The organism is Muricoccus vinaceus (assembly GCF_042433125.1).
Taxonomy (GTDB): domain Bacteria; phylum Pseudomonadota; class Alphaproteobacteria; order Acetobacterales; family Acetobacteraceae; genus Roseomonas; species Roseomonas vinacea.
The window spans coordinates 564,351-581,881 of record NZ_JBHLVZ010000002.1 but is presented as its reverse complement, the minus strand read 5'-3'; the positions used below and the strand labels follow the sequence as shown (position 1 = coordinate 581,881).

Below are 17,531 nucleotides of genomic sequence, written 5' to 3'. Positions count from 1 at the left end.
CCTTCCTTCTGCCCTCAGTCGTCGCTGAGTTCGTAGCCCGCCCCCGAGCGCCCGCAGATTGCGCGCACATGCGCCTCCAGCGTGGGCGGCACCGGGATGCCCCCGGCCAGCCGCCGCTCGCGCTCCATCGCCTCGGGGTCGCCGCCCACCAGCACGGGGCGGGCGGCATCGGCGGGCGGCGTTGCGCGGAAGGTGTCGATCATCGCGTCCATGTCCTCCTCGAACCCTCCCTCCGGCCGGAAGGCGCGCGGGTCGATCGCGAGAAAGAAGTGGCCGACATCGTCGGGGTCGCCGGGCCTGCGCGTGGGATTGCGGACCGGCCCGAAGGCGGCCCCCGTCAGCGTGGCCGAGAGCACCTGCACCATCGCGCCGAGCCCGTAGCCCTTGTGCCCGCCCGTCACCTCCGCGCCGCCCAACGGCGTGACGCCGCCGCCCGGTTCCTTGAAGATGACCCGCATGGCCTCGGCGGAGTCCGTCACGGGCCGCCCGGCCTCGTCCACCACCCAGCCCTCGGGGATCGGCTTCCCGTTGAGGTCGTAGACCTTCACCTTGTTGGCCGCGACCGTGGTGGTGGAGATGTCCAGCACGAAGGGGCGGTTCCGCAGCGCGGGCGCGGCGAAGGCGATGGGGTTGGCGCCCAGCAGCGGCAGCGTGCCCCGCGTCGGCACCATCAGCACCGTGCGCGCGGAGCTGGTGATCATGCCGATCACGCCGGCGGCCGAGGCGATGCGCGCGTAGTGGCCGGCCGCGCCGAAATGGTGCGAGTTCCGCGCCCCCACGGCCGCGATCCCGGCCTTCAGCGCCTTCTCCACCGCGAGCCGCATGCAGAAATCGGCCACGGGGTGCCCGAGATTGGCGCCGCCATCCACCAGCGCGGTGGCGGGCATGTCCAGCACCACGCGCGGGCGCGCCTTGAGGTCGAGCTGCCTGGCCTCGCGGAAGGTCTCGTACATCATCAGCATCGAGAGCCCGTGGCTGTCGATGCCCATCAGGTCGGTCTCGACCATCGCCTCCGCGGTGGTCGCCGCCAGGTCCTCCGGCATGCCCCAGGCGTGCAGCACGCCCAGGATCTGCCGCCGGACGCGCTCCGCCGGGACATTCTTCATCCTCCGGGCCTCACCGCGTGACGGTCACGCCCTTGGCGGCAAGCGTTTCCTCCACCCAGCCGCGCACCCAGCCGCCGCCCTTGATCGCGGCCGTGGTTTCGCCCTCCTTCGCCGCGTGCTTCTCGGCGTCCGCGATCACCTGCGCGGCTTCCGCCAGCGGGATCACCACCACGCCGTCCTCGTCCGCCGCGATCAGGTCGCCTGGCATCACCACCTGCCCGCCGCAGGCGATGGGATAGCCGATCTCGCCCGGCCCGTCCTTGTAGGGCCCGGCCGGCGTCGCCCCGCGCGCCCAGACGCCGATGTCCATCCGCTCGATGCCGTCGAGGTCGCGCACCGCGCCGTCGATCACCAGAGCGCCGACGCCGCGGCTCTCGGCATGGCCGATCATCAGGTCGCCCGCCAGCGCGATCTCCAGGTCCCCGCCGCCGTCGCAGACGATCACCTCGCCGGGGCGTGCGAGGTCGATGGCGCGGTGCAGGAAGAGGTTGTCGCCCGGACGGGCCTTCACCGTCAGCGCGGGGCCCACGAAGGTGCGGCGCCCGCCATAGGCCATGAAGCCGCCGCGCATGGCCTGCAACCGGCTCATCACGTCACCGATATTGGCCACGGGCAGCTTCGCGGCGCGGGCGATCAGGGTGGCATCGGGCTCGGGGCGCCGCTCGGTGATGCGAAGGCCAACGGTCATGCGGGGAACTCTCCTGGCAATCCGCCATCGCGGCGGCATGGTCGTCGGAGAGGCGGCGTCCGGACATTCCCCTCCGCGCCGTCTTGGCGGCGTGCGGCAGGATCGTCACGATCCCCCGCGATTGGCAAGCCGCCCGCCCCGGCCGGGCAGGGCGGCAAAGGGAGGACAACATGAATCGTCGAAGCCTCGCGGCCCTTGCCGCGGCGTCCACGGCCCTGCTCGCGGCGCGCCCGGCACGGGCGGCCTGGCCTGAGCGCCCGGTCACGCTCATCGTCGCCTTTCCGCCCGGCGGCGGCACGGATGTCGCCGCCCGCACCCTCGCGCGCTTCCTGGAACGCGAGCTCGGCCAGTCCGTGGTGGTGCTCAACCGCGGCGGCGCGGGCGGCGAGATCGGGTGGAGCGAGATGGCCCGGGCCCAGCCGGACGGCTACACGATCGGCTTCATCAACACGCCCAACATCGTCAGCATCCCCATCGAGCGCAGCGCCCGCTACAGGCTCAAGGACTTCGCGCCGGTGGCGAACGTGGTGGACGATCCCGGCGCCTTCCTGGTGCCGCCCGACAGCCGCTTCCGCAACCTGTCCGACCTGGTCGCCTTCGCCAAGGCGAACCCGGACAGCGTGACCTACGGCACCACCGGGATCGGCTCGGACGACCATCTCGCGGCCCTCGCCTTCGAGCGCCTGGCCGGGGTGCGGATGACCCATGTGCCCTTCGCGGGCGCGGCCCCCGTGCGCAACGCGATCCTCGCCCGCCAGATCATGCTGGCCAGCATGAACGTGGGGGAGGGGATCAACGACATGCGCCAGGGCCAGCTTCGCGCCCTCGGCCAGATGGCCACGGAGCGCTGGGCCGAGGCGCCCGACACTCCCACCTTCCGCGAGCAGGGCTTCGGCGTGGTGCAGGGCTCCATGCGGGGGCTGGCGGCCCCGGCCGGCGTGCCCGCCCCGGTGCTGGAACGCCTCGCCGCCGCCACGAAGGCGGTCATGGAGGACGCCGAGTTCAGGCGCCTCGCCTCCCAGCAGGCTCTGCCGCTTCGCTACCTGCCGCCCGCGGCGTACCGCGCCACGCTGCTGGCGCTGCGCGAGGAGCTGCAGGCCCTGTGGCGCGCCCATCCCTGGAAGGAATAGGCGCGCCGGTCCGGTCCGGTCAGGGCGCGCGGGCCACCACCCGCGCGACGGGGGCAGGGCCCGGGCCGCGGCCCTCGCCGCCGCGCGGCGCCGCGGCCTCCGTCCAGCGGGCGACCACGCCGCCCTCGCATTCCTGCACCACGGGGAAGCGCAGCAGCGCGCCGGGCTCGGCGGGGGTGCGGACCATCAGCACGAACTCGTCGTAGAAGGCATCGTCCAGCCTTCCGCCGGTCCAGGCGATCTCGCCCGGCGCGCCAGACGCGGTCGCCGCCGCGGCCTGGTGCGCGGCATGGCCGGCGTGCTCGGCTTGGTTGGCCGGCGCGGGCTGGGTTCCATGCCCGGCATGCGCGCCCCGGGGCGCCGCCCCCGCCGCCGCGAGGCTCCAGCCCGGATGGGGCATCGGCCGCGCGCCGCGAAGCTCGGGCGGAAGGGTGACGCGCAGCGCGGTGGTCGCCGCGCCGCCGCAGCCATGGGTGACGCGCAGCGCCAGGCGGACATAGCTGTCCGCGGGAACATCGGCGCGGTCCAGCGTGATGTGCGCCGAGGCCGGGGCGGCCACCAGCGCGAGGAGGCCGAGGCCGGCCAGCCCGTTGCGGAGGATCATAACCGGCCCCATCAGTGCGCGTGATGCGCGGCGGCCGCGGGCCCGCTGGCCCCCGCGCCCTGCACGGCAAGCTGGACCTCGACCACGCCGGCGCGCTCGAAGGTGAGGGTGAGGGGCACGGTGGTTCCCGCGCGCAGCGGCTGGGACAGGCCGACCATCATCACATGCGCCCCCCCAGGCCGAAGCGTGACGCTGCCGCCGGCCGGCACGTCCAGCGCGGAAACAGGGCGCATGCGCATCACCTCGCCCTCGCGCACGGTCTCGTGGATTTCCGTCACGCGGGCGAGCGGGGTGGAGGCGGAGACCAGGCGGTCCGCGGCCGGCCCGGCGTTGCGCAGCGTCAGGAAGGCGCCGCCATTGCCGCCCTGGAGCGCCGCGCGCGCCCAGGGCTGCTCGACGGAAACGCCCGGCTGCTGGGCGGAAAGCGGATGAATGAGCGCGAGGGCGCCCAGGGCCGACAGCCCCATGAGCGCGCGGCGATGAAAGGTCATGATCGGATCTCTTCCCGTGAGAGGGCGCGCGGCGGCGCCACGGCTGGTGCGATGGAATGGGGGAAGATCAGGCGACCGGTGGGGCACGCGGAAGCTGGGGCGGCGCGCGGGGCGGCAAGGGGGGCAGCCCCGGTCGCGCAGGCACGGCGGGGGCCAGCGCGTGGAACACGGGACGGGGCGGCGCCAGGGATTGCGGTGGCGGCCCCGCCACCGGAACGAGGCACCCGGCGCAGCAATCCGGCGCCGCGGCACGGTCGGCCGGCTGCCCGTCCTCGCCGAGCAGCACCGTGCGCGCACCATGGGCGCCGCACAGCTCCACCGGCACGGCGTTGGCCAGCGCCACCAGGGCGCGGGCGTGCGGCTCCATCGCCGATGCCCATTGAAGGAGCAGCAGAAGGGCGAGAAGGCGCGCGATGCCGGAGCCGGGACGCATGGTGGCGGCTCTAGCGGAGCCGCCCGCGGGAGTCACCTCAACTTGCCGGTCACCTCAGCTTGCCGGTCACACCCACTCGCCGCCGCGCATCACCGGGGTGGCGCGCCCGGCCTCGTCCAGCCCGTCCACCTCGACCTCGGGCGAGCCGATCATCCAGTCCACGTGGATCAGGCTGCGGTTGGCGCCGCGCCGCACCAGCTCGTCCTCGCTGAACTCATCGACGAAGCACTTGCTGTAGGCCTGGCCCAGCGCGATGTGGCTCGCCGCGTTCTCGTCGAACAGCGTGTTCAGGAACAGGATGCCGCTCTGGGCGATGGGGTTGGAGGAGGGCACCAGCGCCACCTCGCCCAGCTGCCGCGCGCCGGCGTCGGTGGAGATCATCTGCTCCAGCACCGCCTGCCCGCGCGTGGCCTGCGCCTCCACGATGGCCCCTGCCTCGAAGCGCACGCGGATGCCGTCGATCAGCGTGCCCTGGTGGGACAGCGGCTTGGTGGCCGAGACCACGCCTTCCGTGCGCGCCCGGTGCGGGGTGGTGAAGACCTCCTCCGTCGGGATGTTGGGGTTGCCGTAGACGCCGTTCTTGGCGCGGCTCGCCCCGCCCATCCAGGCATGGCCCTCGGCCAGGCCCACGATCAGGTCCGTGCCCGGCCCGCGGAAGCGGAGGGAATGGAAGCGCCGGGCGTTCAGCAGGTCCTGCCGTGCCTTCAGTTCGGCATTGTGCGCGGCCCAGGCGGCGATGGGGTCCGGCGCGTCCACGCGCGTGATGGAATAGATCGCGTCCCACAACTGCTTCACGGCCGCGTCCGGTGCCGCGACGGGAAACACCGCCTGCGCCCAGGCCGGATGGGCGAAGGGCACCAGGGTCCAGTTGATGAAGCTGTCCGCGATCAGGTCCAGCGCCGGGCGATAGGCCCTGGACTGCGCCCGGTTCGCCCGCGCCACCTTGCCCGGGTCCTGCTCCGAAAGGAGCGAGGGGTCGGAGCCCACGATCGCCAGCCGTGCGGCGCCGCCGCGGAAGGCCGCCGCCATGCCCTCGAACAGCCAGCCGGAGGACTTGTCGAAGCTCTCGTCGGGTGCGTGCCGGTAGCGCAGGAGCGCCGACTGCTCGTCCGAGAACAGGGTGGTCACCAGGCTCGCCCCGGCCTTGTAGGCGTGCCCGGTGATGCGGCGGGCCAGCGGCAACGCCTCGATGGGGGAGGTCATCACCAGCTCCTGCCCGGGCACCAGCCCCAGCCCGACCTTCACGGCCAGCTCCGCCAGGCGGTCCAGCCGGGCGTCATCCGGGTCCGGGGTGGGGGAGAAGGCGGCGGGCAAGGGGGCGAGGTCCATGGGCAGAACTCCTGTTCCCGCCAAGATCGAAGCGCAAGGGGGGATGGGCAAGGGGGCGGTCAGGCCTCGCGCCGCACGTTCAGCGGCAGGGTCATCCCGCGCCGCTCCACCTTGAGGCCGCGGCGGTAGGCGCTGTCCAGGAAGTACTGCCCGAGGGCGTAGAAGGGCACCTCCTCGAAGAAGCGGGCCTGCACGGCGCGGCCCACCCGCCGCTGCGCCTCGGCATCCGGCGCTTCCAGCCATTCGTCGCGCAGGGATTCCAGGGCGGGGCTGGTGGGCCAGCCGAACCAGGCATCGGCGCCGTTGCCGCGCAGCAGGGGGTGACCGCCGGGATTGGTCAGGTCCTCGCCCCCGAAGGCGACGTAAACGGCGTTCCACCCGCCCCGCTCCGGCGGGTCGCGCCGGGCGCGGCGGGTCAGCATGGTGCCCCAGTCGGAGGTGGCGACCTCCACCTCGAAGCCCATGCGCTTCATCGCGTCCGCGCAGACCAGGGTGGCGTTGCTGTTGTTCACCTGGTCCGCCGGGTTCAGCACCACCACCCGCGCGCCGAGCTTGCCCGTGGCGGCCAGGGCCGCGCGCGCCGCGGCGATGTCGCGCGGGCCCGTCACGGCGGCGAGCCCCTCGTCGGAGGCGAGCGGAGAGCCCGGCGTGAAGCAGCCCATGCCGTCGCGGAAGCGGCTGCGGTCGTCGCCCATGATGGCTGACATCACATCCGTCTGGCTCAGCGCCGGCAGAAGGGCGCGGCGTACCGCGGGATCGTCGAACGGAGGGTGCAGGTGGTTGGGGCGCAGCATGGCCACGGTTCCCTCCGTTTCCACCCTGTCCACCACCACGTCGCGGCGGCGGGACAGCAGGGCGCGCAGGTCGGGCGCCATGCGCTCCCACCAGTCGATCTCCCCGGCCTGGAGCGCGGCGCCGGTGGTGGAGGGGTCGGGCAGGATGCGCCATTCCAGCCGCTCGAAATGGGCGAGCTTGGGCCCGGCGGTCACGGCGACCGGCCCGCCCGGCGCCGGCACGTAGCGCTCGAAGCGGCGGTAGACCACCTGCACGCCCGACTGCCGCTCCGCCGCCACGAAGCGGTAGGGGCCGGAGCCCACAACCTCCGTCAGCGGCGTCGCGGCGGGGAGGCTCGCGAAGCGCTCCGGCATGATGAAGCAGGGATAGGAGGAGGACTTGCCGAGCGCCTCCAGCATCACCCCGAAGGGCCGGCGCAGGCGGATGGCGAAGCGCCGGTCGTCCAGCACCTCCATGCTGTCCATCCGCGCCGCCAGCGTCTGCCCGTGGGTGTCGCGCGCCATCCAGCGCCGGATGGAGGCCACGGCATCGGCCGCGCGGACCTTTTCGCCGTCGTGGAAGGTGGGGCCGTCGCGCAGCGTGATCACCCAGCGCCGCCCGTCATCCTCCACGGCATGCCCTTCGGCGAGCTGCGGCCGCGGCCGAAACTCGGCGTCCAGGCCCCAGAGCGTGTCCCAGCACAGATGCGCGTGGTTGCGCACCGCGTAGGAGGTGGTGGCCAGCGGGTCGAGCGTCGTCACGTCCGCCTGGGGCACGAAGCGCAGCACCTGCGCGGCCTCCCCCTGCGCGAAAGCGGGGGCGGCGAGAAGCGCGGGGGCGGCGCCCAGAAGGCGGCGGCGGGTCGTCATGGGCGTCTCCGGCATGAAAGGCGCCGGGGGAACGACCCCGGCGCCACGGGGGTCAGGACTCCAGGGCGGCGTCCAGCGTGATCTCGGCCTTGAACAGCTTGGACACCGGGCAGCCCGCCTTGGCCTTGGCCGCCAGCTCCTGGAAGGCGGCGTCGTCCGTGCCGGGCACCTTGGCGCGCAGCGTCAGGTGGATCTTGGTGATCTCGAAGCCCTCGCCCACCTTGTCGAGCGTGACGGCGGCCTTGGTGTCCATCTTCTCCGCGGTCAGCCCGGCGCCGCCGAGGATCATGGAGAGCGCCATGGTGAAGCAGCCGGCATGGGCGGCCCCGATCAGCTCCTCCGGGTTGGTGCCCTTCACGCCCTCGAAGCGCATCGCGAAGCCATAGGGCTGGGCATTCAGCGCCCCGCTCTCGGTCGAGATCGAACCGCGCCCATCCTTCAACCCGCCGGTCCACGTGGCGGAAGCGTGCTTCTGCATGATCTGCTCCTCATATGGGGCCCCATGGCCCCGTGCGCGCAAAGCTTGGGACCAGCCAGGCGATCTCCAAGGCCGGAAAGGACCTCATGGCAACAGGAACCCGTTACGGGGTGGATTTCCGTGCCGCGCTGCCGGCCGATTCCGCCGACCTGGCCGCCCTGCTGGGTGGGGAGGCCCAGGGAACGGCGCGAAGCATGGCGCTGCGGCTGGAGGCGGTTGCGCGCGATCCCGCCTCCACGGTGCTGGTGGCAACGGGGTGGAATGGCGCGGTGATCGGGGTGGTCGCCCTGTCCCGGCATCCCACCCTGTCCGCCGATCGTCCGCTTGCCCGCATCACGGCCCTGGTGGTCGCGGAGGAGGAGCGGCGCAACGGCATCGGCCGCCTGCTCATCAAGGCCGGCGCCCAGGCCGCGCGCGCCGCCGGCTGCGACCTGCTGGAGGCCTCGGCGCCGCCCGGCCCCGGGGCCGCCTTCCTCGGCGCTCTCGGCTTCCACGCGGCCGGGGAGAGCCTGGTGCGCCCGCTTCGCAAGCGCGGGGAGGCGCCATAATCCCGCCGCGCATCGGGCCCATCTCCCCCCTGGCGTCGGGGGAATCACCCCGAGAGCCCGGGAGTATCACGCGATGCGATCCGCCTTCCTGCCCGCCGCTGCCGTCCTGGCCCTCGGCCTCGCCGCGCCCGCCGCCGCCGCCCCGGGCTTCGCCACCTCGCCCGCGGAGCTGCGCGCCGGTCCGGGTGTCGAGTACCCGCCGGTCGCCTTCATTCCCGGCGGCGTGCCCGTCGAGATCCTGGGTTGCCTGCAGGGCTATGACTGGTGCGACGTGGGCTACGGCCCCTCGCGCGGCTGGCTGCCGGCGGGATACCTCCAGTACGTCTACCAGAACCGGGGGCTGCCGCTGGTGGAATACGGCCCGCGCTTCGGCGTGCCGGTCGTGGGCTTCAGCCTGGGCGACTACTGGGGGCACCATTACCGGGACCGCCCCTGGTACGCGGAGCGCGACCGCTGGCGCGGCCCGCCGCCCCGCGCCGAGTTCCGCGGCCCGCCCCCGCCCGACTGGCGCCGCGACGGCCCGCCGGGGCGCGGCCCCGACTGGCGGGACGGCCGGGGCCCCGACTGGCGCGACGGGCGCCACGACGGAAGGGCCGACTGGCGCGACGACCGGCGTGGCCCGCCGCCCGCCCCGGGACGCGGCCCGGGGGAGGGCGACCGCGGCCGGGACGGGCGCTGGGACGGCAGGGGCGAGGGGCGCGGCCCCGACCACAGAGGCTCCGACCACAGGGGCTCCGACCACAGGGGCTCCGACCACAGGGGCTCCGACCACAGGGGCTCCGACCACAGGGACCCGGACCACCGAGGACCCGGCGACCGCGGCCCGCGCTGAGGCGGGCGGTGGCGCTCAGCGCAGCAGCGGCCCGATCACCAGCACCAGGGCGAAGGCCCCCACCGCCGCCGCGCCGATCCGGGGCACCAGCCCGGCGCGGCCCGCTTCCCCGGCCGCACGCCCCAGCACGCTGCCCAGCGCGATCCAGCCCAGCGCCACCCCCGCCAGCATCACCAGGAAGGCCAGCAGCCAGGGCCACCAGCGTGCCGCCCCGAAGGGGATCACCCCGAGGGCGAAGACCAGCGCCTTGGGGTTCAGGAGCGTGGTCACGAAGACCTGACGCGGGGTGACCGGCATGGCCGAAAGGTCCACCGGCCCGCGCCGCCACAGCTTCAGCGCCAGCCAGGAGAGATAGCCGCCCACCGCCAGCCGCAGCCCGGCCGCGACCGCCGGCAGCCCGGCGATGGCCGGTCCCAGTGCCAGGCCGATGACGAGAATGGCGATCAGGTAGCCCGCCGCCTCCGCCGGCACCAGCGGCAGCGCCCGCCGGAAGCCGACGGTCGCGCCCGCCGTCGCGAGCAGCGTGTTGGTGGGGCCGGGCGTGCCGAGGATCAGCAGCACGGTCAGGGCGAAAAGGACCGGGTCCTGCATGGATGCTCCCGAATTGGGCGCCGAAGGGCCGGCGCGGAGCCTTGTATCGTCCCGGCCGGGACGGAACCAGGGAAGGAGCCTTCCGCCCGGCGGCACCGGACCCCATCTCTCCCCTGTGTCCCGCCGCCATGAAAAGCGCGCCGCGCGAAGCGGCCGGGAGGCCCAGGTCCCGCCCGCCGGGACGGCCTGTCCCCTCTGCCTCCGCCCCATCCCGCCGGGGGCGAGGGCCAGCCGCCACCACCTGATTCCCCGCCTGAAGGGGGGCACCCATCGCGGAACGGTGCTGCTGCACCATATCTGCCACCAGGCGATCCACGCCCGCTTCACCGAAGCCGAGCTGGCCCGCCGCTTCGCCGAGCCCGAAACGCTCCGGGCGGAGCCCCGCCTGGCCGAGTTCCTCGGCTGGGTGGCGAGCAAGCCGCCCGACTTCCACGCCCCCACCCGCATCTCGCGGGACCGCACGCCGAAATGGCGCTGAGGACCACCTGAGCCTGCCGCCGCTCCGGCCCGCCCCCCGCCGCCTTGGCGCGAGGGGGTTCCGCCGGTAGAACGCGCAGCAAGCACGCACGCCGCCCGGAGCCCCCACCATGGCCGCATACCAGTACATCTACGTCATGAAGGATCTCACCAAGTCCTACCCGGGCGGGCGCGAGGTCTTCAAGGGCATCACCCTGTCCTTCCTGCCCACCGCCAAGATCGGCGTGCTCGGCCCCAACGGTGCCGGCAAGTCCACGCTGATGCGGATCATGGCCGGGCAGGACAAGGAATACGGCGGCGAGGCCTGGGCGGCCGAGGGCGTGCGCGTCGGGTATCTGAGCCAGGAGCCCTGGCTCGACCCCAACAAGACCGTGGGCGAGAACGTGCGCGACGCCTTCGGCACGCTGACCGCCGACCTCGAGCGGTTCAACGAGATCGCCATGAAGTTCGGCGAGGAGATGAGCGAGGAGGAGATGAACACCCTTCTCGCGGAACAGTCCGAGCTGCAGGAGCGCATCGATGCCGCCGAGGGCTGGGACCTCGACCGCACCGTGGACATCGCGCTCGACGCGCTGCGCTGCCCGCCGGCCGAGAGCGCGGTGGGGCATCTCTCGGGCGGCGAGCGCCGGCGCGTGGCGCTCTGCAAGCTGCTGCTCGAGAAGCCGGAGCTGCTGCTGCTCGACGAGCCCACCAACCACCTGGACGCGGAAAGCGTGTCCTGGCTGGAGAAGACGCTGCGCGAGTACGAGGGCGCGGTGCTGATCGTCACCCACGACCGCTACTTCCTCGACAACGTCACCAACTGGATCCTCGAGGTCGATCGCGGCCGGGGCATCCCCTACGAGGGCAACTACTCCTCCTACCTCGCCGCCAAGCGCAAGCGCCTGCAGCAGGAGGAGAAGGAGGAAAGCACGCGCCAGCGCCAGCTCGCCGAGGAGCAGGAGTGGATCGGTCGCAGCCCGGCCGCCCGCCAGTCCAAGAGCAAGGCGCGCATCCAGGCCTATGAGGAGCTTCTGCAGAAGAGCCTCGACAAGGCCCCCGATCCCACCGAGATCCAGATCCCCCCGGCGCCGCGCCTGGGCAACACCGTGATCGTGGCCGATGCCATCCGCAAGGGCTTCGGCAACCGCCTGCTGATCGACGACCTGTCCTTCAAGCTGCCGCCCGGCGGCATCGTCGGCGTCATCGGCCCGAACGGCGCGGGCAAGACCACGCTGTTCAAGATGATCACGGGCCGCGACAAGCCCGATGTCGGCACCATGACGGTGGGCGACAGCGTCGAGCTCGGCTACGTGGACCAGAGCCGCGACACGCTGAACGACAAGAACACGGTCTGGCAGGAGATCTCCGAGGGCCAGGACCTGATCACCATGGGCAAGCGCGCGGTGCCGAGCCGCGCCTATTGCGCCGCCTTCAACTTCAAGGGCGGCGACCAGCAGAAGCCCGTCGGCGTGCTCTCGGGCGGCGAGCGCAATCGCGTGCACCTCGCGAAGATGCTCAAGAACCCGCACAACGTGCTGCTGCTCGACGAGCCCACGAACGACCTCGACGTGGACACGCTGCGCGCGCTGGAGGAGGCGTTGACGGACTTCGCGGGCTGCGCCGTCATCATCTCGCACGACCGCTGGTTCCTGGACCGCCTGGCCACCCACATCCTGGCCTTCGAGGGCGACAGCCATGTCGAGTGGTTCGAGGGCAACTACCAGGCCTATGAGGCCGACAAGCGCCGCCGCATGGGGGCCGCGGCCGACCAGCCGCACCGGATCAAGTACCGGCCGTTGACGCGGTGAGCGTCACGGCCATCGCTCCCGGCTAAGCCCATGCACCACGCGGCCCGGCTCGTCATGTCCCGCGTCGTCCGCACGAAGCGGCTGACGCTGCTCCCGGTCGGGAAGGAGAACCTTCCCGACCTCGTGCGCCTGAAATCCGACCCCGCCGTGTTCGAGACCATGCTGCACGGCGTGCGAAGCCCCGAGCGTGCGGCGGAGGAGCTGGCCGACGACATCGACTTCTGGGAGGTGCGCGGCTACGGCACCTGGGCCGTCCACCGCACGGATGACGGCGAGTTCCTGGGAATGGCGGGGCTGATGGAACGCCCGGACGGCCGCGGCGTCGCGCTGCGCTACGCGCTCTGGCCGGAATGCAGGGGCCAGGGCTACGCGCGCGAGGCCGCGCGCGCCGCGCTCGACTTCGGCCACGCGGCCGGGCTGTCCCGCATCATCGGCATCGCGCGGGAAAGCAACGCCTCCTCCCGCGCCGTGATGTCCGACATCGGCATGCGGGCGAGCGGCGAGTTCACCAATCTCGGCCATCGCATGCTGGTGTTTGAAAGCCTGCGCTGACCGGACGCGGGCGGCCGGCGCCTTGCCGCCGGAAGCGCCAGGATGGCGGCCCATGTTCAACGGGCAGGCGCCACCCGGAGCTGGCGGCCTGCCCCTCGCTCAGCGCCCCTCGCGGGCCGCGAGCTGGGCCACCTGGTTGCGCATGGCGTCCAGCAGGGAAGACACCCGCCCGCCGTTGCGGCTGATCACGGCCGAGTACTCGCTCCGCGTGGTCAGGCGCAGCGAGGTGCCCTCGGCGATCACGTCCACCACCCGGGGCTGGCCGGCCACCTCGCCGACCCGCCAGTCGAGCGAGAAGGGAGCGAGGTTGGGGCGCTCCACCACGGTGTTCACCAGCGTGTCGTCCTCCGTCCGCTGCTGGCTGCGGCCGAGGGAGAAGCGGACACCCTGATACTCGCCGAAGCGGGCGGACAGGTTGCGGATCAGGGTTTCCTCGAAGAGCCGCATGTACTGCGCCTGCTCCTCCGGGGTGGCGGAGCGGTAGTAGCGGCCGAGGATGAAGCGCCCCACGCCTTCCACGTCCACGGCCCGGCGCAGGATGGCCGCGACCTGCTCGCGCCGCTGCGCGACCGGAGCGCCGGAGTTGATGGCGGCCACCAGATCCCGACCGGTGGCCTGGATGAAGGCGGTGGCGCGCGCCGTGTCCACCGGCTGGGCGGCGGCGGGTACGGCCCGCGCCAGAACCAGCGCGGCGCCGGCGGCGAGGAGGGAGCGTCGTTCGATCATGGGGTCACAAGTCTCGCTCTGTCTGTCGGCCGGCCGGGCCGGCCGCCTGGTTGGCCCCGCAACGGGCGCCGCGGTGCAGGCCGGCCGTTCCAGGAGGGAGGCGGCCAAGGGGATGGCCGGGTCATTCGTCCGCAGGTGGTGCGCCGTGCCGCCCGGCTCAACGCCCCACCGTTCAACCTCCCGCCAGCCCGGCATGCGCCGCCGGCCGGCCGGTGGTTCCGCCGCCTCAACGCCCGCGGGCCGGTTCCGTTCCCGCGGGGCCGGCCGGGCGCTGCCCGCCCGGCGGGGCGGCGGCCGGATCGCGGCTCAGGGTTGTCCCACGCCCGGCTCGGTGCTGCCCAACCCCGTCCCCAAACCCTGGGGCTGCGAGGCGACCGCGCCCGGGGTGTTGGCGATCTCGCGCGCGCGCTGCTGCCGGTAAGCGCTGCGCAGCGTGGCGTAGGGGTCCAGGCTGGTGCGCTGCACGTCGTCCAGCGTGTCGAGAAGGGATTCGCGGGTGGTCACCACCGTGGCGCCGGCGCGGACGTAGCTCAGCGTGTCCAGCAGGTCGCGGTTGCCGAAGGTCAGCCAGGTGAAGGGGTCGGCGGCGATGCCGGCCGCGAAGCCCAGCAGGTCGCGCGGGTTGCTGGGGCCGAGGATGGGGATGAAGAGGTAGGGACCTTCCTCCACCCCCGCCACCGCGAAGGTCTGCCCGAAGTCCTCCGTGTGTGGCACCAGGCCCAGGCGCCCGGCCACGTCGAAGATGCCGCCCACGCCGACCGTGGAGTTGATCATGAAGCGCCCGAGGGTGATGCCGAAGCGCTCGGTCTCGCCCTGCAGCGCGTCGTTCATCAGGATCACGGGGCTGCGCAGGTTGCTCAGCACGTTGGACAGGCCGGTCCGGACGGGCGGGGGCACCACGGCGCGGTAGGCCACCGCCACGGGGCGCAGCACCGCCGTGTCGATCGCCTGGTGCACGTCGTACATCGTGCGGTTGAAGGGCTCGGCCGGGTCGTTGTTGGCGCGGAACTCCTCCAGCGCGTCCTTGTCGTCGGGCGGCGGCATCGTCGCGCAGGCGGCCAGCATCCCCAGGGCCAGCGCGGCGGGGAAAAGGCGGTGAATCGAGTAGCGGGGGTGGCTCATGAGGGGCGCTTAAATCCGATGTCGCAAGGGTGTTAGCACCCGCAGCAAGAACCGGGAACCATCGCGCATGCACCGGCCAGGACGAGCCGCACAACCCCGCGTGACCCCGTCCAGGGCCACCGGCAGCGCCGGCGCGGGGTCGACGCCGGGCCGCACACCCCCAAATGCCGCTTCGATCCGGCCCCCGGATGCTCTAGGACCACCGCATGAACGACATGTCGCCCCCCGCACGCACACAGGGCCCCCCGGGGGAATCCGGCCCCGGCAAGACGCTGCAGAGCTGGCTTTCGGGCCCGCGCGTCGGCGCCCTGCCCTCGCTGACGGCCATGCCGGCACCGCTGCTGTCCTTTGAGTTCTTCCCGCCCCGGACGGACGCGCTGGAGGCCCAGCTCTGGTCCTGCGTGAAGCGGCTGGAGCCGCTGGCGCCCCGCTTCGTGTCCGTCACCTATGGCGCGGGCGGCACCACCCAGGCGCGGACGCACGCCACCGTCACGCGCATCCTTCGCGAATCCAGCCTCACCCCCGCCGCCCACCTCACCTGCGTCGGCGCCACGCGGGAGGAGGTGGATGCGGTGGCCCGGGAATACTGGGACTCGGGCGTGCGCCACATCGTCGCGCTCCGCGGGGACCCGCCGGCCGGCCAGAACGGCTACGCGCCCCATCCCGGCGGCTACGCCTATGCGGCGGACCTGGTGGCCGGGCTCAAGCGCATCGGCGACTTCGAGATCTCGGTGGCGGCCTATCCGGAGGTCCATCCCACCGCCACCTCCCCCGACGACGACCTGGACAACCTCAAGCGCAAGATCGATGCCGGGGCGACGCGCGCCATCACCCAGTATTTCTTCGACGCCCCCACCTTCCTGCGCTTCATCGACCGGGCGCACGCGGCGGGGATCACCGTGCCGATCGTGCCGGGGATCCTTCCGGTGACCAACTTCGCCCAGGTGGCCAAGTTCTCGGCGATGTGCGGCGCCAGGGTGCCGGACTGGATGGGCACCCTGTTCGATGGCCTGGACGACGACCAGGAGACCCGCCGCATGGTGGCCGCCGTGGTGGCCGCCGAGCAGGTGCGGCTGCTCCAGGCCAACGGGGTGGACGAGTTCCACTTCTACACCCTCAACCGCCCGGACCTGACCTACGCCATCGCCCATATCCTGGGGGCGCGCCCGCAGCGCTGAGCCGGGAGGACGCGGAAGCGGGGGCGCCGGGGCGGCGAACTCCGCCTCCCCCGGCGCGTTCGTCCCGTCCCTCCCGCGGAAGGTATCCATGCCCCTTTATGTCCAGGCGGGCCTCTGGGGCCTGCTCAGCGGCGCCGCCCTGGTCATCGGGGCGGCACTCGCCTGGTTCGCCCGCCTGCCGCCGCGCTGGATCGCGGCGATCACCGCCTTCGGCGCGGGGGTGCTGGTTTCCGCCTTGTCCTTCGACCTGATGGACGAGGCGCAGCGGCGCGGCGGCTTCGGCCCCACCGCGGCCGGCTTCCTGGCCGGCGCCGTCGCCTATACCGCCGCCAACATCGCGCTCTCCCGCTACGGCGCCCGCCACCGCAAGCGCTCCGGGCGGCAGCAAGCGGAGGAAGGGGGCGGCGGCACCGCCATCGCCGTGGGGGCGTTGCTGGACGGCATCCCGGAATCCGTCGTGATCGGCGTCAGCCTTCTCTCGGGGGAGGGGGTGAGCCTGGTGGCGGTGGCGGCGGTGTTCCTGTCCAACCTGCCGGAAGGCCTGGCGAGCGCGGCGGGCATGCGGAACGCCGGGCGGTCCGCCACCTATGTGTTCGGCGTCTGGAGCGGCATCGCCCTGCTCTCCGGCCTGGCCGCGCTGCTGGGTGCCTTGCTGATGGCGGGCTCGGGCGCGGGGGCCGTCGCCTTCGTCACGGCCATCGCGGCGGGCGCCATCCTGGCCATGCTGGCCGACACCATGATCCCCGAGGCCTTCGAGACCGCGCACGACTATGCCGGGCTGATCACCGTGCTGGGCTTTCTGGCCGCCTTCGTGCTGACCAAGCTGGGCGGCTGAGCCGCCTCACCGCCCTGGCCGCAGCCGCCGGTAGACCGGCCGCAGAAGGAAGGGCGAGAGGAACAGGGGGAACTGGCAGAGGGCGAAGAAAAGGAGGATCCGCGGGTCCGTCGTCGCCGGAAGCACGGCGAAGTAGAGCGCCATGTTCCGGTTGCCCGAGAGCAGCCCCGCCGAAAGGGCGACCTGCCGCCCTGCCCGGCGGAAGGCGAGGGCGGTCGCGGCGTTGAGCGCGAAGGAGCCGCCGAAGGCCAGCGCCACGCCCCCCAGCACGAAGCCGGGGGAGGCAAGGAGGCGGGCGAGCACCCCGTCCATGATGCCGAAGCCGTAGAGCACCACGAGGAGGACCACCGTGCCGTCCACCGCGCGCCCCCAGCGCTCCAGCGCCGCGGGCGCGACGATCCGCCGGATGAGGACCGAGAGCAGCAGCGGCAGGCCCACCACCAGCACGAGGCGCCCCGTCAGGGCGCCGACCGAGATGGCCAGGTCGATCCCCAGCAGCCCCAGCGCCAGCGGCGGGGCCGTGAAGGGAACCAGCAGGGTGGAGAGCACGGCCACCACCAGGGAAACCTCTCCGTCCAGCCCCACCAGCCGCGCGAAGGCGGGGGAGGAGGTGGCGGCGCAGCCCGTGGCCATGATGACCAGCGCCGCGCCCAGCGGCCCGTCCAGCCCCGTGGCCCCGGCGAGCCCCGCGAGCCTGGCCACCGCGAAGGCGAGCACCGGGCAGGCGAGGAGGATCCAGGCGAGGAGGGCCGCCACGAGAAGGGGGCGCCGCAGATAGGCCAGCACCTGCGCGGGATCGACGCGCAGCAGCACCAGCGTCATCAGCGAGGCGACCACCGGCGTCACCACGTCCCGCAGCGCGGCGGAGACGGGCGGGCTCAGCAGCCCCGCGAAAATGCCCACCGCCAGCAGCGCGCCCCCGTGCCGGGCGGACCATTCGAGGGCGAGGCGAAGCGGCAATCGGCACATCCCCAATTG

General features: G+C 73.2%; 20 protein-coding genes. 8 read left to right on the top strand and 12 right to left on the bottom strand.

The window, feature by feature from the left end; all coding sequences use genetic code 11:
* Window positions 1-14 precede the first annotated feature (14 nt).
* Entirely contained in the window at window positions 15-1,106 is a 1,092-nt protein-coding gene (locus tag ACFFIC_RS04490; protein WP_377048935.1) for an Ldh family oxidoreductase, read from the bottom strand.
* 10 nt (window positions 1,107-1,116) lie between these two features.
* Window positions 1,117-1,794, bottom strand: a complete 678-nt coding sequence (locus ACFFIC_RS04485) for an RraA family protein (RefSeq protein WP_377048933.1) — start codon at window positions 1,792-1,794, stop codon at window positions 1,117-1,119.
* A gap of 170 nt (window positions 1,795-1,964) precedes the next feature.
* On the opposite strand from ACFFIC_RS04485, the gene ACFFIC_RS04480 reads away from it, so the two are divergent.
* On the top strand, window positions 1,965-2,924 hold the full coding sequence (locus ACFFIC_RS04480; protein WP_377048931.1) for a tripartite tricarboxylate transporter substrate binding protein: 960 nt from the start codon (window positions 1,965-1,967) through the stop codon (window positions 2,922-2,924).
* A 19-nt stretch (window positions 2,925-2,943) separates the two neighbouring features.
* Here ACFFIC_RS04480 and ACFFIC_RS04475 read toward each other — a convergent pair whose 3' ends face one another.
* The 6 genes from ACFFIC_RS04475 to ACFFIC_RS04450 all read right to left on the bottom strand — a co-directional run bounded on the left by ACFFIC_RS04475 (window position 2,944) and on the right by ACFFIC_RS04450 (window position 7,902).
* The gene (locus tag ACFFIC_RS04475; protein WP_377048929.1) at window positions 2,944-3,528 is read right to left on the bottom strand and encodes a YcnI family protein; all 585 of its coding nucleotides are present in this window, start codon (window positions 3,526-3,528) and stop codon (window positions 2,944-2,946) included.
* Window positions 3,529-3,539: 11 nt separating this feature from the next.
* Window positions 3,540-4,019, bottom strand: coding sequence for a copper chaperone PCu(A)C (locus ACFFIC_RS04470; protein ID WP_377048927.1), 480 nt, complete (start codon window positions 4,017-4,019; stop codon window positions 3,540-3,542).
* Window positions 4,020-4,086: 67 nt separating this feature from the next.
* On the bottom strand, window positions 4,087-4,452 hold the full coding sequence (locus tag ACFFIC_RS04465; protein WP_377048925.1) for a hypothetical protein: 366 nt from the start codon (window positions 4,450-4,452) through the stop codon (window positions 4,087-4,089).
* A 66-nt stretch (window positions 4,453-4,518) separates the two neighbouring features.
* Window positions 4,519-5,781 (bottom strand): aminopeptidase, encoded by a 1,263-nt coding sequence (locus ACFFIC_RS04460; RefSeq protein ID WP_377048923.1) that lies wholly within the window; start codon window positions 5,779-5,781, stop codon window positions 4,519-4,521.
* A 59-nt stretch (window positions 5,782-5,840) separates the two neighbouring features.
* The gene (locus ACFFIC_RS04455) at window positions 5,841-7,424 is read right to left on the bottom strand and encodes an ABC transporter substrate-binding protein (protein ID WP_377048921.1); all 1,584 of its coding nucleotides are present in this window, start codon (window positions 7,422-7,424) and stop codon (window positions 5,841-5,843) included.
* Between the two features lie 52 nt (window positions 7,425-7,476).
* On the bottom strand, window positions 7,477-7,902 hold the full coding sequence (locus tag ACFFIC_RS04450; RefSeq protein WP_377048919.1) for an OsmC family protein: 426 nt from the start codon (window positions 7,900-7,902) through the stop codon (window positions 7,477-7,479).
* A gap of 86 nt (window positions 7,903-7,988) precedes the next feature.
* Between ACFFIC_RS04450 and ACFFIC_RS04445 the strand changes: the two genes are divergently transcribed.
* Window positions 7,989-8,450: a GNAT family N-acetyltransferase gene (locus ACFFIC_RS04445; RefSeq protein WP_377048917.1), complete on the top strand. Its 462-nt coding sequence runs from the start codon at window positions 7,989-7,991 to the stop codon at window positions 8,448-8,450.
* 73 nt (window positions 8,451-8,523) lie between these two features.
* Window positions 8,524-9,282 (top strand): SH3 domain-containing protein, encoded by a 759-nt coding sequence (locus tag ACFFIC_RS04440; RefSeq protein WP_377048915.1) that lies wholly within the window; start codon window positions 8,524-8,526, stop codon window positions 9,280-9,282.
* Window positions 9,283-9,297: 15 nt separating this feature from the next.
* On the opposite strand, the gene ACFFIC_RS04435 is transcribed toward ACFFIC_RS04440, so the two are convergent.
* Window positions 9,298-9,873 (bottom strand): LysE family translocator, encoded by a 576-nt coding sequence (locus ACFFIC_RS04435; RefSeq protein ID WP_377048913.1) that lies wholly within the window; start codon window positions 9,871-9,873, stop codon window positions 9,298-9,300.
* 115 nt (window positions 9,874-9,988) lie between these two features.
* Here ACFFIC_RS04435 and ACFFIC_RS04430 point away from each other — a divergent pair, with 115 nt between their 5' ends.
* The 3 genes from ACFFIC_RS04430 (at window position 9,989) to ACFFIC_RS04420 (ending at window position 12,692) form a co-directional block, all read left to right on the top strand.
* Entirely contained in the window at window positions 9,989-10,351 is a 363-nt protein-coding gene (locus ACFFIC_RS04430; protein WP_377048911.1) for an HNH endonuclease signature motif containing protein, read from the top strand.
* 109 nt (window positions 10,352-10,460) lie between these two features.
* Window positions 10,461-12,140: an energy-dependent translational throttle protein EttA gene (gene ettA / locus ACFFIC_RS04425; RefSeq protein WP_377048909.1), complete on the top strand. Its 1,680-nt coding sequence runs from the start codon at window positions 10,461-10,463 to the stop codon at window positions 12,138-12,140.
* 30 nt (window positions 12,141-12,170) lie between these two features.
* The gene (locus tag ACFFIC_RS04420) at window positions 12,171-12,692 is read left to right on the top strand and encodes a GNAT family N-acetyltransferase (protein WP_377048907.1); all 522 of its coding nucleotides are present in this window, start codon (window positions 12,171-12,173) and stop codon (window positions 12,690-12,692) included.
* A gap of 99 nt (window positions 12,693-12,791) precedes the next feature.
* Here the strand turns inward: ACFFIC_RS04420 and ACFFIC_RS04415 are convergent, their stop codons facing one another.
* Complete coding sequence (locus ACFFIC_RS04415) at window positions 12,792-13,418, bottom strand: MlaC/ttg2D family ABC transporter substrate-binding protein (protein ID WP_377048905.1); 627 nt, start codon at window positions 13,416-13,418, stop codon at window positions 12,792-12,794.
* A gap of 306 nt (window positions 13,419-13,724) precedes the next feature.
* Window positions 13,725-14,540: an MlaA family lipoprotein gene (locus tag ACFFIC_RS04410; protein WP_377048903.1), complete on the bottom strand. Its 816-nt coding sequence runs from the start codon at window positions 14,538-14,540 to the stop codon at window positions 13,725-13,727.
* A 215-nt stretch (window positions 14,541-14,755) separates the two neighbouring features.
* On the opposite strand from ACFFIC_RS04410, the gene metF reads away from it, so the two are divergent.
* Together metF and ACFFIC_RS04400 are read left to right on the top strand one after the other, a co-directional pair.
* Window positions 14,756-15,718 (top strand): methylenetetrahydrofolate reductase [NAD(P)H], encoded by a 963-nt coding sequence (metF, locus tag ACFFIC_RS04405; RefSeq protein ID WP_377049272.1) that lies wholly within the window; start codon window positions 14,756-14,758, stop codon window positions 15,716-15,718.
* A gap of 88 nt (window positions 15,719-15,806) precedes the next feature.
* Window positions 15,807-16,553, top strand: a complete 747-nt coding sequence (locus ACFFIC_RS04400) for a ZIP family metal transporter (protein WP_377048901.1) — start codon at window positions 15,807-15,809, stop codon at window positions 16,551-16,553.
* Between the two features lie 6 nt (window positions 16,554-16,559).
* Here the strand turns inward: ACFFIC_RS04400 and ACFFIC_RS04395 are convergent, their stop codons facing one another.
* Window positions 16,560-17,522 carry a hypothetical protein gene (locus ACFFIC_RS04395; protein ID WP_377048900.1) on the bottom strand — a complete coding sequence of 321 codons (963 nt, stop codon included), beginning with the start codon at window positions 17,520-17,522 and terminating at the stop codon, window positions 16,560-16,562.
* Between the last annotated feature and the right edge of the window lie 9 nt (window positions 17,523-17,531).